Source organism: Mycobacterium paraseoulense (genome assembly GCF_010731655.1).
Classification (GTDB): domain Bacteria; phylum Actinomycetota; class Actinomycetes; order Mycobacteriales; family Mycobacteriaceae; genus Mycobacterium; species Mycobacterium paraseoulense.
Window position 1 is genome coordinate 569,117 of sequence record NZ_AP022619.1, and the last position, 14,200, is coordinate 583,316.

The following is a 14,200-nucleotide window of genomic DNA, read 5'->3' on the forward strand; positions in this document are numbered from 1 at the left end:
ATGCGCGGTCACCAGGGAGCCGAGGACTCCCCGCGACATGGGAAGACGCGTTACCGCTACTTACCTTGGGGTCAAGTGGTCGCAGGTTCAAATCCCGTCAGCCCGACCAAACCAGTCGACGCAGCAACGCGCCCCCCGGCGGTAACTGTTCGTAAGCTCGGAGCATGGCGGCATCCAGGCAAGCGGTCGCGCATCCGGTCGGGTTGTGGGGTGCCGTCGCGATCGGCATCGGTGGCATGGTCGGCGGCGGCATCTTCGCCGTTCTCGGGCTGTCGGTGCAGATCACCAAAGGGGCTGCGCCGCTGGCGTTTCTGCTGGCCGGGCTGGTGGCGTTGTTGACGGCGCGCTCCTATGCGCTGTTGTCAAAGGTCTACCCCAGCCGCGGCGGGACCGTCACCTTCCTCAACCGCACATTCGGCGCCGGGCTGTTCTCCGGCGGGATCAACGTGTTGTTGTGGCTGAGCTACATCGTGATGCTCGCGCTGTATTCGCAGGCGTTCGGCAGCTACGCCGCAAGTTTCTTGCCTCAGTCCGCACACACCCTGGGCAAGCATGTGTTCCTCACCGCGGCGATCGTGGTGATCACCGCGGTCAACATCGCCGGCGCGTCCACCGTGGCCCGCGCCGAACGGGTGATCGTCGCGGTCAAGATCACCATTCTTCTGTTATTCGTGGGCGTCGGGGTGGCGGGGGTGTCCGGCGAGCGGCTGGCGCCCGCGCAGTGGAGTTCTCCGGTGTCGGTGATCGCGGGCGGGATGATCATCTTCCTGGCCTACGAAGGCTTCGAACTGATCGCCAACGCGGCCGAGGACGTTGCCGACCCCGCCCGGGTGCTCACCAGGGCGTACTACATCTCGGTGCTGTTCGTGATCGCCCTGTACGTCGCCGTGGCCATCGTCTCGGTCGGGTCGCTGCCGCTGTCGGGGCTGATCAACGCGCGTGACTATTCGCTCGCCGAAGCCGCCCGGCCCGCGCTCGGTGGCTTCGGCTTCGCGATGATCGGTGTGGCGGCGATGCTGTCGACCGCGTCGGCGATCAACGCCACCCTCTATGGGTCCGCGCGGATGACGTACACCATCGCCAAGGCGCGGGAGCTGCCTGCCCAACTCGACCGACCGGTCTGGAACCAGCCCCTGGAAGGGCTGCTGATCACCGCGGCGGCAACCGTCGTGCTCGCCAACGTGCTGGACCTGGCCAGCATCTCCACCATGGGAAGCGCCGGGTTCCTCATCATCTTCGCCGCCGTCAACCTGGCCGAGGCTCGCACCGCGCGAAGGCGGGGATCAACCCCGTGGATCTCCGTCGTAGCGGCCATGGCGTGTGGCGCGGCATTGGCCGCGCTCATCGCCAAGAGCAGCCTCGTGGCCGTCAGCGTCCTGGTCGCGATGGTCGCGTTGTCCTTCGGCATCGAGGCGGCCTTCCGAAAAATCAGCGGCAGGCCCGTCCACGCCTAGGCGGCGCATCGACGCGTACGACGCGCGCAACTCCCGGCGCAACGCGCATTGCGCGGCTAACCGACGCCGACGGTGGTGAAAACCCCGGCCGACCCTCTGCGAGGCTGATGGTGATCGTTGCGCACAACCAGGAGGCGAAATTGTCGGCGCTCTGGAAACGACTGGCGGAGGCTACCCGGGTAGCACCGGGGTCCAAGGTGAACCTGGCCAGGGACTTCGATCCCGACCGCCACGACAAACAGCTTGGAAAAGACCACGGCGCCGCGGTGCTGGCTGACGCGAAGACGGCGCTACTGGATTTACAGGACCGCTTCTTCGCCCGGGCCGACCGGTCGCTGCTGATCATCCTCCAGGCGATCGACGCGGCCGGTAAGGACGGCACGATCAAGCACGTCATGAGCGGCCTCAACCCCGAAGGCGTTGACGTGTACAGCTTCAAGGCGCCATCGGCGACCGAGCAGGCCCATGACTACCTCTGGCGCCACCAAAGGTCGCTGCCGGAACTGGGCCGTATCGCGGTGTTCAACCGGTCCCACTACGAGAACGTACTGATCACCCGCGTGCACCCCGAGACGTTGTGGCCACGCACCACGGTGCTCGATGCCGGGGACATCTGGCAGCGGCGGTATCGCGACATCAACGACTGGGAGCGCTACCTGACCGACAACGGGACCGTCATCGTCAAGCTGTTCCTCAACCTCTCCAAAGACGAACAGGCGCGCCGGTTCCTCGATCGCATCGATGAACCCGAGAAGAACTGGAAGTTCTCCGTCGCGGATCTACGCGAGCGCGCGTTCTGGGACGACTACCAGCGGGCGTTTCAAGACATGCTCAGCCACACCAGCACCGCCTGGGCACCCTGGCACGTGATCCCCGCCGACCACAAATGGTTTAGCCACGTGTCGACGTCGGCGGTGCTCTTGGAGACGTTGCGGGCGCTCAACCCGCAGTATCCCCAAGTCGATGCTGCCGCCAAAGCGCAGCTGGCGGAGGCGCGGAAGGAGTTGACGGGCAACGAGGGCACCGCGGCCGCACCGTCGTAACCTGGACCCGTGGCGCTCACGCTGAACCAGGCGCGCCGGATCTACGACCGGATCGGACGCGTCCAGGACTGGCAGGCCTTCTACGAGGACGCGACGATAAACCGCCTGGTGGCCCAGGCGGCCCTCGCCGGGGACCAAACCATTTTCGAATTCGGTTGCGGCACAGGCCGTTTAGCTGCTCAGCTGCTGGGGGCGCTGCCTCCCAGTGTCAACTACTTCGGCGTCGATATCAGCCCGGTGATGATCGACTTGGCCACCCGCCGGCTGGCCGCCTGGACCGAGCGGGCCAAGGTGGTGCTGGTGGACGGCTCGCTGCCGCTGCCGGCCGATGACGGATTCGCCGATCGGGTGGTGTCCACCTTCGTGTTCGACCTGCTCGACGAAACCTACGCACGGGCCGTGCTGGACGATCTGCGGCGGATCCTCGCGCCCAACGGCCGGCTCTGCCTGGCCAGCCTCACGTACGGGGAGCGGCCGCTCGAACGGGCTGTCTCGCGAGGCTGGAGCGCCATCTGGCGCATGGCGCCGCAGGTGTTGGGCGGGTGTCGCCCCATCAGCACGACCGCCCTGCTGGCACACGACTGGAACATCGAGCATCACTCCCGCGTGCATCGTTGCGGACTTGTCATGGACGTCGTCATCGCGGCTCCGAACACACGCTGAACGAGGCGCCCGGCGACTTGTGACCGAAGCGTCCGCCCCGACAGCGCTGGTGATCAGCAGCCGACCGGGCCGCCGCCCGCTGGGCAGCTGGGTATGGTGATCGGGATGCAGCTCACCGACGTCGTCGAGACGGCGAACGCGAGCAGCAGCGCAAACACGACCTTCTTCCCCCTGTTCACGCTGGGGAGCTTACCGCCGGCCCGCGATCCCCGTGGTGTGCCCGTAGATCGGTTATCGCCTTGCGGCGCAAGGCGACTGCGCCGGTGGGATCGCTACTGCGTGGCCACGAACGAGAAGTTCCTGGCAGAGGAGACCAGGTCCGGGTCGACGACGCAGCGGGTGCCGTCCACGTTTGCCGGCCCCGACCCCACCTTGGCCGCCGCCGCGGCACCGGCGGCGTTGCGGGTGGGGCCCCAGCCGCCGACGAGGCCGTGACCGTTATCCGACAGGGCCACACAGCCACCCCGACCCTCGGCAAGAACGCGGCAATCGGTGGCGCCGTGCCGCTCGGCGCAGTGACTGATCGCGTAGGCCTCAACGTCACCCAGACTGGCCGCGTTGCCGCCAACCGTGACTTCGACGGCGTGGGCGGAATCCGACCCCGCGATCACGATGTACCCACCCTGGGCCTGTGCCGGTGCGGCCAGTCCGACCGCACAGAGAGCAAGAATCGCTGCGGTGGCAAGGGGCTTGAACACATGCTTCCTTTCGCAGCGCCCGGGCAGTAATGAGCGCCGTAGTAATACGGTGCTCGCTCAGTGCGGGATGTGCCCCGTCATTAACAAGGCTTTGACACGGGCGTAGCAAATCTTCACGGGCGACGCCCCCTGCGAGACAGATTGTGACGAGCCTCAAACATCGAAAGTGACGCACCTCATAGCCTGACCAGCATCAATTAGGGCATCCTAACCATTCGTTCGTGTATCTAATGGCTGGGAGAGCGATGGCCGACCTGAACTTTGCCTATGACCTGACCCTCGACGAGGCGCGTCGACGCAGCGCGGTGCTCGACGCGATGGGGGATGACTGGGACCCGGTCGCCGTCCTCGCGGAGGAACAGACGGCCTACGACATGCTGTACTCGAACTTGGACGCCGAGCAGCAGCGGGTCTACGACGAGCTGGTCCGTGCCGGCGTCCTGCCCTCACGGACGGCTGATCGTGTTACCGATTGACCCGACCGCCGACCGTAGCCGCCGCGCCTGGCTGCCCTGCCCGCGCTGCGATCACCGCGCCCACTGCGGTGAATGCCGCGACCGGCGGAACTGCGATACGCACTGGCAGTACCTGCTGAGCAACCGGGGAACGCTGGTGCACCTGCAGTGCTCGGATTGCGGACATCTCTGGTCGACCGACACGCATCGCCGCACCGCCTAGCGTCCGGGCGGCGACCTCATGGCAAGTACTCGCCAACCGGTCACCGGGCGCTGAAGGCAAAAACCGTTGTCGAGTCGTAGGTCTGGTCTGGTTTGAGCGTGGTGCTCGGGAAGCTCGGGTGATTCGGAGAATCGGGGTAGTGCTGGGTTTCCATCGTGAATCCCGCACCCTGCCGGTAGGTATGCCCGCTGGTGCCGGTGAACGTCCCGTCGATGAAGTTGGACGTGTAGAACTGCAGACCGGGCTCGGTTGTGGACACAGTCAAGGTCCGCCCCGACTTCGGATCCTCGGCCCTGGCCGCCTCCACCAGTCCGGTGTTGTTGCCACGGTTGATCACCCAGTTGTGGTCGTAACCCCGGGCCAGCAACAGCTGCGGGTCGTCGGCGGTGATATGCGCGCCGATCGCGGTCGGTGATGTGAAATCAAACGGTGTGCCCTTCACCGGGGCGATCCGCCCGGTCGGGATCTGTGTGGGGTCGGTCGGCAGGTAGTTGTCGGCATAGATGGCGACCTTCTGGTCGTAGACGTCGAGCGTCTCCTCACCTGCCAGGTTGAAGTAGCTGTGATTGGTCAGGTTGATCACGGTCGGCGCATCGGTGGTCGCGTGGTAGTCGATGCGCAGTTCGTTGTTGTGGTCCAGGGTGTAGGTGACGGTAGTCGTCAGCATTCCGGGATAGCCCATTTCTCCTGCGGGACTGACATATTGGAGCTTGAGGCTCACGCTGTCGCCACCGTTGAGTTGCGTGGCCTGCCACACCTTCGTGTCGAATCCCGCGGTGCCGCCATGCAGGCTGTTGCCATTATTGTTGGTCGGCAAGTGATACTCGTTGCCGTTCAACGGGAAAGATCCCTTGGCGATCCGGTTGCCGTAGCGGCCGATGATCGCGCCGAAATAGGTCTTGGCGGACCCCGTGTTGTTCAGGTAGCCGACCAGGCTCGGAAAGCCCAGCACCACATTGTCGACATGTCCGATGCGATCGGGGACCTCGAGCGACTGAATGATGCCGCCGTAGGTCAGGATTCGGACGCGCATGCCGTGCCCGCTGGTGATCGTGTAGCGGATCACCGGGGTTCCACCGACTTGACCGAACGGCTCGCTGGTGATTGATGGCGGACCCGCGGGCGTCGATGCATTGCCACCGTCGGCGGTGGAGTTCGTCGTCGTGTTGCCACACGCCGCCAAGCCCGTTGCACCGGCGAGTGCGATCAGTTGAAGTAGCCGTTTCCCGCGCATCGGCGCTCCTCGCATTGGTACCGAAACCACCCGTGCAGCTCGAGATGAGGAAGGATCATGGCCATCAGCGTGATCACCGCGCCAGACCCTGGACGAGGATAGCGCCAGCATCGCGCGAACCCCGATGGCCCGAGGACAATGACTGTCATGGACGCTGAACTGAAACGCTGGCTGGACTCCGGGGAGTACTTCGACTACCTCGGATTCGACATCTTCTACCGCGTGGCGGGCAGCGGACCTCCGCTGTTGCTGATCCACGGTTATCCGTTCAATTCCTTTGACTGGGCACGCATTTGGCCCACGCTGTCCCAACGGTTCACTGTGATCGCCCCGGACATGATCGGCATGGGGTTCTCCGCCAAGCCCGTGGCCTACGAGTACTCGGTGACAGACCACGCCGACATGCACGAAGCGCTGCTGGCGCACCTCGACATCGGCAACGCGCACATCCTGGCCCACGACATCGGCGACTCCGTGGGCCAGGAACTGTTGGCCCGTCACGAGTACGGTCAACAAACGTACGGCGAATGGCGCATCGACTCGATCACCTGGCTCAACGGGGGGATGTTCATCGAGGCCTACACGCCCAGGGCGGCGCAGAAGCTGATGTCGGGCACCCCGTTGGGCGACATCTTCAGCCACGTGCAGAACAGCCCGGTGTCCCGGCGACTGTTAGAGCCGACGCTGCGCGAGATGTTCGGCCCGAACACCAAGCCGACCCGGCACATGATGGACGTGTTCAACCAGATCTTGGATTACAACGACGGTCGCCGGGTGCTGCACAAGGTCGGCCGGTTCATCAACGATCGCTACACCCACCGCAATCGGTGGGTGCGTGCCATGCGCCAGACCGCGGTGCCGATGCGGTTGATCGACGGGCCGGTCGACCCCAACTCCGGTGCCCACATGGCGCGCCGCTACGCCGAGGTGATTCCCGAACCCAATGTGGTGATGCTGGCCCACGACATCGGGCACTGGCCCCAAATCGAGGCACCCGACGCGGTGCTGACGCACTTCCTCGCCCACATCGACCGCGTCGCCGGCGGCTGACCCGCTCGTCGTCTGGGATCAGCTAGCCATGATGCGGCGGTCGCTCGTCGCGGAGCCGGCCCTCGTCGGACGCCGCGCGCATCTGCTCCTCGTCACCGAACCTCTCCAGGTCCTCGGGCGTGACGCGCGGACGCGGCGGCTTGGGCGCGGCCGGCGTGGGGCGTGGGGGTTCGGCGGGCACGACGCGATTATCGCCTACGGCTGAAACGCCGGAAGAATCGTGCCGGAATCGCGAATCTCCCAAATGCTGGCTTTGGTGATGCCGTCGAAGTTGATCTTGTTCAACGTCGCCCGCGAATACGTGAGATCGATGGCGACCTGGGTCGAGGTGTTGCCGTACGGGTCGGTCATCGGGAAGGTGCCCTGCACGTTCACGGCGGACGCGTCGGGATAGGTGGCTCTCGCGTACTTGAGAATGTCGATGGTGTCCATCCGGGCGCCGTCCTTGATCATCTGCTCGGTGTAGTTGTCGCGAATGGCGAATCGGGCGTCGACCACGTCGCCGTTCGGGCCCGGCGCAACGCTGAAGGTGACCCCGTCCGGCTTCTTGGGACCGGCCGGTGTCGACGGCGCCGCCTCGGTCGGTGCCGGCGGTGCGGCCGTGGCCGAGCTGCTCGACGGGAGGTCCTTCTTCTCGTCGAAAACCCAGTTCCGGCCGATGATGACCAGGAGGACGAGGGCGCCCAGTGCCGCCAGGGCCAGGGCCGCCTTTCCGGAGTCGCGCTTCTTCGGCTGCTCCGCGGCGAAAGCCCAGTCGCTGGTCCAGTTGGTGCCGTCGAAGTACCGTTGCAGCCCGTGGCCGACCCCGGCGGGATCGGGGTACCAGCCCGGCGCCGATTGCGGCGGGGGCGGGGCCTGTTCAGACGGCATCTATCCATTTTCGTCGCGACGGAGACTTCCCGGCTACCCGTTGCGGCACAATCTGACGACATCGAGGACGGAAGCAAGACGCCTGGCCAGGTGAACCCGAGATGGCCCCGGCGTGACGGTTCGGCGTGAGGCCGGGCATTCGAGGCGCCCGGGTGTCCGGTAACCGCTATGACATTACGGTGAGCAACCACCAGGTGAACCTGACCCAGCAGGAAAGCTCGTTGATCGGCGAGAGTCATCCCGAGGCTCTCACCCGCATGGACGAGCGGTCGCTGAAGGATTTGCAGAGCCGCCTCAGGCAAGCGCGCGACAAGAACTTCAGCCTGTTGCGGCGTCAGGGTGCGGCCCGGGTGGCGGGCGAAGGTGCCCGCGGTGCGGCCCAGCCGGCCAACGAGAAGCGCGGCGAGAAGGTCGAGATCTTCGATGCGGCGCTGGCCAGGGTGAGCGAGCGCCTCGATGACCTCCGCGAGACCGAGTAGCGGCTCACGTATCGAGTTCGTGGTGTACGAACCCCAGCTCGCCGCGTGCGTTTCTTGCGACCCTCGTCAGCGACGGCTAGCTACCCGGTGACGGGGGAGGACCCGGTTGGCGCAGGAAAAATCGTGGTTTAGAAACCGCATGTGTTGGGCAAACACCGCCATGGCCGCGCGTCATCGCGCCTGTTTTCTTGCTTCCGCGGTAGTCGCGGTATCGGGCGTAAGTGCTTCGATCGTCGCTTCTGCCATACCGCTTGCCTCCGCCGATCCTTGTCCGGACGTCCAGGTGGTGTTCGCTCGCGGTACCGATGACCCGCCGGGTCTTGGTCCGACCGGTCAGGCATTCATCGACTCGCTGCGCCCGCGCGTTGGCGCAAATTCGTTCGACGTATATCCGGTCAACTATCCCGCCACCCATGACTGGACGAATGCGGGCGAGGCGGGCATCAGAGACGCGGGCGCGCACGTCGTTTCGATGGCACACGACTGCCCCAACACCAAGATGGTGCTCGGCGGGTATTCCCAGGGCGCGGCCGTGATGGGCTTCGTCACCTCGGCTGTCGTACCGGCGGGGATCGACCCTGCCAGCGTGCCCAAACCGTTGGACCCCGAGGTGGCTAACCACATCTCCTCGGTCGTGCTCTTCGCATTGCCAAGCGACAAGGCGATGAACTTCTTCGGCGAGCCGCCGGTAGTCATCGGCCCGCTCTATCAGGCCAAGACCATCCAGGTATGCGCCGCCGGCGATCCGATCTGCTCCGACGGGATGAACTTCGCCGCACATGACACGTACTCGACCAACACGGCAATGATCGACCAGGGTGCGGCGTTTGCGGCCAGTCGCCTTGGCGGAGGTTCCGGCGCCCCGGCGTGGGTCGCGGGTCCGGGCGCGTCGCCGAGCGCCGCCGGGCTTCCAGGCGCTCCCGGCTGAACTCGGGTTCGGCGTACGTCCGAAAGCGCGACTCGAATATCAATTCGCACAAGTCATTTCGTGTCCCACGTCGGTCGAACGCCGCGCGCGGCGAGTGCTCGCAGGACGCGGGCATAATCGGGTTGTGGACTCAGACGGCGGCGTTGGAGCGCATTTTCGTCGGCTGCATCAAGACGGGTGTTTTGTCATCCCGAACCCGTGGGACGCCGGCTCGGCAATCGCCCTGGAAAAGCTTGGCTTTCCCGCGCTGGCCACGACGAGCGCCGGGCTGTGCTTCGCCCGCGGTCTGCCCGACGCGGTGACCGCGCTGTCCGTCGACGAGGCGCTGGACAACATCGCCGAAATCGTGGCCGCGGTCAGCGTGCCCGTCAACGCGGACTTCCAGGCCGGCTATGCCTCCGACGTCGACGGGCTCACGAACAATGTGGCGCGCTGCGTGGCCACCGGCGTGGCCGGGCTGTCGATCGAAGACGGCACGGGTGCGTCCGATTCGCCGCTCTTCGAATTGGCCGAGGCCACCGATCGCGTCCGCGCCGCGCGTGCGGCGATCGACGCCTCGGGAGCCGACGTCATGCTGACGGGGCGCGCCGAATGCTTCCTCTACGGCCACCCCGACCCCCTCGCCGAGGCCATCGGGCGGCTGCAGGCCTACGCCGAGGCGGGAGCGGAGGTGCTCTTCGCGCCGGGGATCCGCACGAGGACGGACATCGCGACTCTCGTCGACGCCGTGGCGCCGTATCCGGTCAACGTTCTGATGTCGTCCGACACGGGGTTGACGGTGACCGACCTCGCGGAGCTCGGGGTGCGGCGGATCAGCGTCGGGTCGGCTTTCAGCCGGGTCGCATGGGGTGCCTTCCTGGCCGCCGCGCGAGAGTTGACGGAGGACGGGTCGTTCGCGGGGCTGACCCAAGCGGCGAGCTTCGACGAGCTGAATGCGCTGTTCACCGAGTAGCGGCAGTTCGACGCGCTATTGGTCGAAAGTCGATCCGCGTTCCCCACACTGCTCATATTCTTCGATAGCACGCAACGAGAGGATGGCTTTCGCCCCTTCAGCAAGGAGACGAAATGAAGACCCATTTCTTGGCTTCCGCAGTCGGGGCTGGAATGGTCGTCCTCGCGGTTGGTTGTGGCGGTGGGCAGGGCGGCGGCCACAGTCCGAAGTCGGTGGTGCCCACGGTGACACCCACAGTGGCACCGACCTTGGCGCTTAATGCGATCGACTCGCTGATCTTGGCGCCCGACATCGTTGGCGACATCGTCGGGGCGGGACCCAACTGGGCATCCAAACCCTCGCAGGTAGGGACTCGGCCTCCCGGACCCTTTGTCATCGACGAGGGCAAGCCCGAGTGCGAGCCGCTGTTCGGGCCGAATAGCAACACGGTTGGTGTGGTTTACACAGCATGGCGGAGCGTTCTTTACAAAGAGGATACGGACACTTTCGAACATGCCGTTTATCAGGCTGTTGCGACGGTCGCCGACGCGAAAGCAGCGACGCAGCTGCTCGAGAACGCTTTTACCAAACCTGTGAATGCCTGCAACGATGTTGTGGTCCATCGTCGAGACGACAAATCACGCTGGCGATTCCAAAAGACGAACGCCGCCGACATGGATGTGCGCTGGACTGCCACAGAGCTGCAGGACGGCCAAGGCACCGGATGGGTCTGCCCCAACGAGGCACGGGCGAAGAACAACGTCGTCATCTATGTGCAGGCGTGCCAATACGGCAACGGCGCGCCGGCCACGGCGACAATCATGGACAAGATTGCGGCGAAGATACCCGGATAGATCCAGAAGGAAGGCTTTTGCAGGCCACGACGAGTAGCATGGGCAGTGCTACTGGGTTCGAAACCCTAACCGTCAACTTCTTGAGGGTGTGACCCTCTACTGGCTCAGCTCGATTGGAATCTCATGGCGAGAGTGACACTTTCGGTCGCAGGAGTAGCAATCGCCGGCGCCCTCGCCGCGATATCCAGCGGCTTAGTCGACACGGTGGCGCGCTCGGATCCGTCTCTTCCATGTCCGCCGATCGCTCGTTGTGACCCCGCCTCGGGCGGAGAGCCGCTGGCCACGCCCGATAGTCCCGAAGCTGTCAGCTCGTTCTCGGGCGGTCAACCGGTCGGCATGCCCGGCAGCCCTGAAACCATCAGCGGTCCATCGGGCGGCCAGCCGCTGGGCACGCCCAACAGCTCTGGACTCTCCGGCGGACAACCGCTCAGCACCCCGGATGGCCCGCATCGCGCACAGCCCTCGAAATAGGAACGCCGATAACGTTTTTGCGCCGGGGGGCTATGCGGGTATCTTCTCCGAGATCCTGTCCAGGATTGTCGTCGCGGCCGGAGCGCCGTTGCCCCATTGGCACACGCTCACAAATGCGACCACGTTGTTCTTTGCCCGGGCCTCTTTGGCGCATACCCAACCGACGGCCTGGCCATCCTGGTCCAGTTGTGTTGCAGTCCAACGTACTTCCGTGTCGGTGGCGTCGGTTTTTTGAAGTCTCCAGCGAAAATCATCCCTGCGACGGATGACGGCATTGTTGCAGGGATCGAGTTGCTTGGTAAAGGCGTTGGCCAGCAACTGCATGGCTGCCTTCGCATCGGCGAACGTCACAACAGTCTGAAAGACCCAGTGGTCGAAGGTGTCCTTGTCCTCTTTGTACTGATTGCTCCGCCATGCGGTGTAAACCACGCCAACCGTGTCGGTGTTCGGCGCGATCAGTGGCTCGCACTCGGGGTTACCCTCGTCGATGACAGCGGGCGTTGGCGGTCTGGTCGAGCCCGGCGGAGGCTTAAACGCCCAGTTGAGTTTCGCCCCGACGATGTCACCAACCGCGTCCGGTGCCAAGATCAGCGAGTCGATGGCACTGGGCGCCAGTGTGGGTGTCACCGTGGGCGTCACCGGCCTTGCGCTGTTGCCGCCGCCCTGCCCGCCGCCGCACCCAACCGCCAATGCAACCACACCAGCCCCGAGCGTCGAAGCCAAAAAATGAATCCTCATTTTATTCCTTGTTGGAGAGCAAAAAGCTCTATCCCGGTATCTTCGCCGAGATCTTGTCCAGGATTGTCGCCGCGGCCGGAGCACCGTTGCCGAATTGGCACACCTGTGCGTATATGACAACGTTGCTCTTTGCCCGCGCCTCGTTGGCGCAGACCCAGCCGGTAACCTGCCCGTCCTGCAATTCTGTCGCCGTCCACCGCGCATCGGTGCCCGTGGCATCCGTCTTTTGGAATCTCCAGCGGTATTTGTCATCTTTGAGGTGGACGACGGTATTGCCGCAGGAATCTAGACGCTTGACAAAAGCGTCGCCCAGTAATTGCGTCGCAGCTTTGGCGTCGGTGACCGTCGCAACAGCCTGACGGACCGAATGGTCGTAGGTGTCCTTGTCCTCTTTGTATCCATTGTTCCGCCATGCGGTGTAGGCCACACCAACCGAGTAAGTGTCCGGCCCGATCAGCGGCTCACACTCAGGGTTACCCTCGTCGGCGAAAGCGGCTACCGGAGGGGAGATCCAACCCGGCGGAGGCTTGGACGCCCAGTTGAGTTTCGAGCCGACGATATCGCTAGCCACGTCGGGTGCCAAGATCAGCGAATCGATGGCATCGGGCGACAGTGTGGGTGCCACCGTGGGCGTCGCTGGCTTGGAGCTATGCTCGCCAGTCGGCCCGCCGCCACACCCAACCGCCAACGCGACGACAGCCCCGAGCGCCGAAGCCATGAAACGAATCCTCATTTCGTCTCCTTGCTAAAGGCGCGAAATCGATACTGTCTGCTCGAAAGATATGAGCAATGCCGGTGGCCCGGATCAACTTTCCACCAACTCGCGTGACATCACCTGCCGGCCTTGATTTCAGCCTGAATCCCCGTGTATCACAAACGGATTGCCGGCCTTCCAAAGTTGTCTACAGGCAAGACCCGGTCGCACTGAGCGGCAGGTCATTGATGGAGATCGTGGGCTCTTTGATGATCTTGCTTTCTGGATTGGACACGTCCACAGTCAATGCCCTGTTGTCATCGGCCCATCTCCATTCCGTCAAGTTCTCGTTATGCCACGGAGGGGGTATGAGGGCAGGGTTAGGAGCAACGCGGCCGTGGCATGGCCGCAGCTTGTCTTTGTACCATCCGTTCGGGGATAAATTCTTGGACAATTGCTTTCCGACGAAGTCGACGGCGACGTCGTAGGGCACCGTGTAGGAGTAAAACTCCTGTGTCATCGGCTGCCCGGACTTGTCGACATTGTTGATCGTCTTGGTAAGGACCGATCCTGGTGGCAAGTCGATGTCGGCCGCCGCGGAATGCGGACCCGGTGGGACGGTGGTGGTTGGCGTCGTTGGCGTCGTTGGCGACGTTGCCGCAGTGGTCGGCGTTGTCGTTGGTGCGCCCGTTGTTTGCGACGGTGGCGCCGGTGCGTGATGGCTGCACGCAGCGTTCGCAAGAACCGCCGTGACCGCGAGCAGTCCCCCAACCTTGCAGCTGACGAGGTGTTTCATGAGTCGGAGCTTCGATTACGGGCGGCATAGCGGCTAGGGCCCTAGGTCACGTCAACACGGCCAGAAGTCCATAGGGCCGGCCCTTGCCGCTTCCAAGACGTTGATATTTCCGTTCGCCTGCTCCTAACGCGCCTTCCGGAGATCGGCGAGCGAGTTTCGCAGTCCCCCGTCCATGCGGATCTGCACCGCCGCCACCGCCACCATCACCGCCGCGGTCACCAGGTGCACCACCGCGTCGGTGACGTTGTTGGGAAAGGTGAAAACAACCGCGACCTGGTGGGAGAAGAAGGCCCAAATGCCCGGCAGCGCACCGGCTATCGCGGCGAGCAGCAGATACAGCACGGCCCAGGACTTGCGCATCGCGAACACCAGGCCGGGAGCGAATAGGGCGAGACCGGCGACGGCGTGCCAGCCGTTGTAATCCATGCCGAACAACTGCACGGTCGGCGCGGAGGGCCCGGTCGCGAAGCTCGGATTCATGATGAAGCCGATCACCGCCTGCACGACATGAAAAGCGCAGATGATTAGCAGCCCGATCTGGGCGAAACTCCACCTCACGTTGCACCCCCTTGTGCACGGTGGGATAGCCCAAATACTACGTTGGGTAGTAGACCATGGC

General features: G+C 64.4%; 18 protein-coding genes. 9 read left to right on the forward strand and 9 right to left on the reverse strand.

The window, feature by feature from the left end:
- Positions 1 to 164: 164 nt before the first annotated feature.
- From G6N51_RS02440 to G6N51_RS02450, 3 genes are all read left to right on the forward strand, one after another.
- Positions 165 to 1,454 (forward strand): APC family permease, encoded by a 1,290-nt coding sequence (locus tag G6N51_RS02440; RefSeq protein ID WP_083173873.1) that lies wholly within the window; start codon positions 165 to 167, stop codon positions 1,452 to 1,454.
- Between the two features lie 107 nt (positions 1,455 to 1,561).
- Positions 1,562 to 2,497, forward strand: coding sequence for a polyphosphate kinase 2 family protein (locus G6N51_RS02445; RefSeq protein WP_142275130.1), 936 nt, complete (start codon positions 1,562 to 1,564; stop codon positions 2,495 to 2,497).
- 9 nt (positions 2,498 to 2,506) lie between these two features.
- On the forward strand, positions 2,507 to 3,160 hold the full coding sequence (locus G6N51_RS02450) for a class I SAM-dependent methyltransferase (protein WP_083173874.1): 654 nt from the start codon (positions 2,507 to 2,509) through the stop codon (positions 3,158 to 3,160).
- A 53-nt stretch (positions 3,161 to 3,213) separates the two neighbouring features.
- Here G6N51_RS02450 and G6N51_RS29355 read toward each other — a convergent pair whose 3' ends face one another.
- Entirely contained in the window at positions 3,214 to 3,339 is a 126-nt protein-coding gene (locus G6N51_RS29355; protein WP_264055146.1) for a hypothetical protein, read from the reverse strand.
- 93 nt (positions 3,340 to 3,432) lie between these two features.
- Positions 3,433 to 3,858, reverse strand: coding sequence for a DUF4189 domain-containing protein (locus G6N51_RS02455; RefSeq protein ID WP_083173875.1), 426 nt, complete (start codon positions 3,856 to 3,858; stop codon positions 3,433 to 3,435).
- 245 nt (positions 3,859 to 4,103) lie between these two features.
- Here G6N51_RS02455 and G6N51_RS02460 point away from each other — a divergent pair, with 245 nt between their 5' ends.
- Positions 4,104 to 4,334, forward strand: coding sequence for a DUF6400 family protein (locus G6N51_RS02460; protein WP_232078164.1), 231 nt, complete (start codon positions 4,104 to 4,106; stop codon positions 4,332 to 4,334).
- A 242-nt stretch (positions 4,335 to 4,576) separates the two neighbouring features.
- On the opposite strand, the gene G6N51_RS02465 is transcribed toward G6N51_RS02460, so the two are convergent.
- On the reverse strand, positions 4,577 to 5,770 hold the full coding sequence (locus G6N51_RS02465) for an aldose epimerase family protein (RefSeq protein WP_083173878.1): 1,194 nt from the start codon (positions 5,768 to 5,770) through the stop codon (positions 4,577 to 4,579).
- Positions 5,771 to 5,917: 147 nt separating this feature from the next.
- On the opposite strand from G6N51_RS02465, the gene G6N51_RS02470 reads away from it, so the two are divergent.
- Positions 5,918 to 6,820 (forward strand): alpha/beta fold hydrolase, encoded by a 903-nt coding sequence (locus tag G6N51_RS02470; RefSeq protein WP_083173879.1) that lies wholly within the window; start codon positions 5,918 to 5,920, stop codon positions 6,818 to 6,820.
- 22 nt (positions 6,821 to 6,842) lie between these two features.
- Here the strand turns inward: G6N51_RS02470 and G6N51_RS28745 are convergent, their stop codons facing one another.
- On the reverse strand, positions 6,843 to 7,001 hold the full coding sequence (locus G6N51_RS28745; protein ID WP_167528569.1) for a hypothetical protein: 159 nt from the start codon (positions 6,999 to 7,001) through the stop codon (positions 6,843 to 6,845).
- 14 nt (positions 7,002 to 7,015) lie between these two features.
- On the reverse strand, positions 7,016 to 7,690 hold the full coding sequence (locus tag G6N51_RS02475; RefSeq protein WP_083173880.1) for a DUF2510 domain-containing protein: 675 nt from the start codon (positions 7,688 to 7,690) through the stop codon (positions 7,016 to 7,018).
- A 152-nt stretch (positions 7,691 to 7,842) separates the two neighbouring features.
- Here G6N51_RS02475 and G6N51_RS02480 point away from each other — a divergent pair, with 152 nt between their 5' ends.
- The 4 genes from G6N51_RS02480 to G6N51_RS02495 all read left to right on the forward strand — a co-directional run bounded on the left by G6N51_RS02480 (position 7,843) and on the right by G6N51_RS02495 (position 10,882).
- Positions 7,843 to 8,169 carry a hypothetical protein gene (locus tag G6N51_RS02480; RefSeq protein ID WP_232078165.1) on the forward strand — a complete coding sequence of 109 codons (327 nt, stop codon included), beginning with the start codon at positions 7,843 to 7,845 and terminating at the stop codon, positions 8,167 to 8,169.
- Between the two features lie 160 nt (positions 8,170 to 8,329).
- Positions 8,330 to 9,097 (forward strand): cutinase family protein, encoded by a 768-nt coding sequence (locus G6N51_RS02485; protein ID WP_083173881.1) that lies wholly within the window; start codon positions 8,330 to 8,332, stop codon positions 9,095 to 9,097.
- Between the two features lie 124 nt (positions 9,098 to 9,221).
- Complete coding sequence (locus tag G6N51_RS02490; protein WP_083173882.1) at positions 9,222 to 10,049, forward strand: isocitrate lyase/PEP mutase family protein; 828 nt, start codon at positions 9,222 to 9,224, stop codon at positions 10,047 to 10,049.
- Between the two features lie 113 nt (positions 10,050 to 10,162).
- Positions 10,163 to 10,882 (forward strand): sensor domain-containing protein, encoded by a 720-nt coding sequence (locus G6N51_RS02495; protein ID WP_083173883.1) that lies wholly within the window; start codon positions 10,163 to 10,165, stop codon positions 10,880 to 10,882.
- A 501-nt stretch (positions 10,883 to 11,383) separates the two neighbouring features.
- Here G6N51_RS02495 and G6N51_RS02500 read toward each other — a convergent pair.
- The 4 genes from G6N51_RS02500 to G6N51_RS02515 all read right to left on the reverse strand — a co-directional run bounded on the left by G6N51_RS02500 (position 11,384) and on the right by G6N51_RS02515 (position 14,139).
- Positions 11,384 to 12,091, reverse strand: coding sequence for a sensor domain-containing protein (locus G6N51_RS02500; protein ID WP_083173884.1), 708 nt, complete (start codon positions 12,089 to 12,091; stop codon positions 11,384 to 11,386).
- Positions 12,092 to 12,119: 28 nt separating this feature from the next.
- The gene (locus G6N51_RS02505) at positions 12,120 to 12,824 is read right to left on the reverse strand and encodes a sensor domain-containing protein (RefSeq protein ID WP_083173885.1); all 705 of its coding nucleotides are present in this window, start codon (positions 12,822 to 12,824) and stop codon (positions 12,120 to 12,122) included.
- 169 nt (positions 12,825 to 12,993) lie between these two features.
- Positions 12,994 to 13,581: a hypothetical protein gene (locus tag G6N51_RS02510; RefSeq protein ID WP_142275131.1), complete on the reverse strand. Its 588-nt coding sequence runs from the start codon at positions 13,579 to 13,581 to the stop codon at positions 12,994 to 12,996.
- Between the two features lie 123 nt (positions 13,582 to 13,704).
- A complete protein-coding gene (locus G6N51_RS02515) occupies positions 13,705 to 14,139 on the reverse strand; it encodes a DUF4383 domain-containing protein (RefSeq protein WP_083173886.1) in 435 nt (144 codons plus the stop codon).
- Between the last annotated feature and the right edge of the window lie 61 nt (positions 14,140 to 14,200).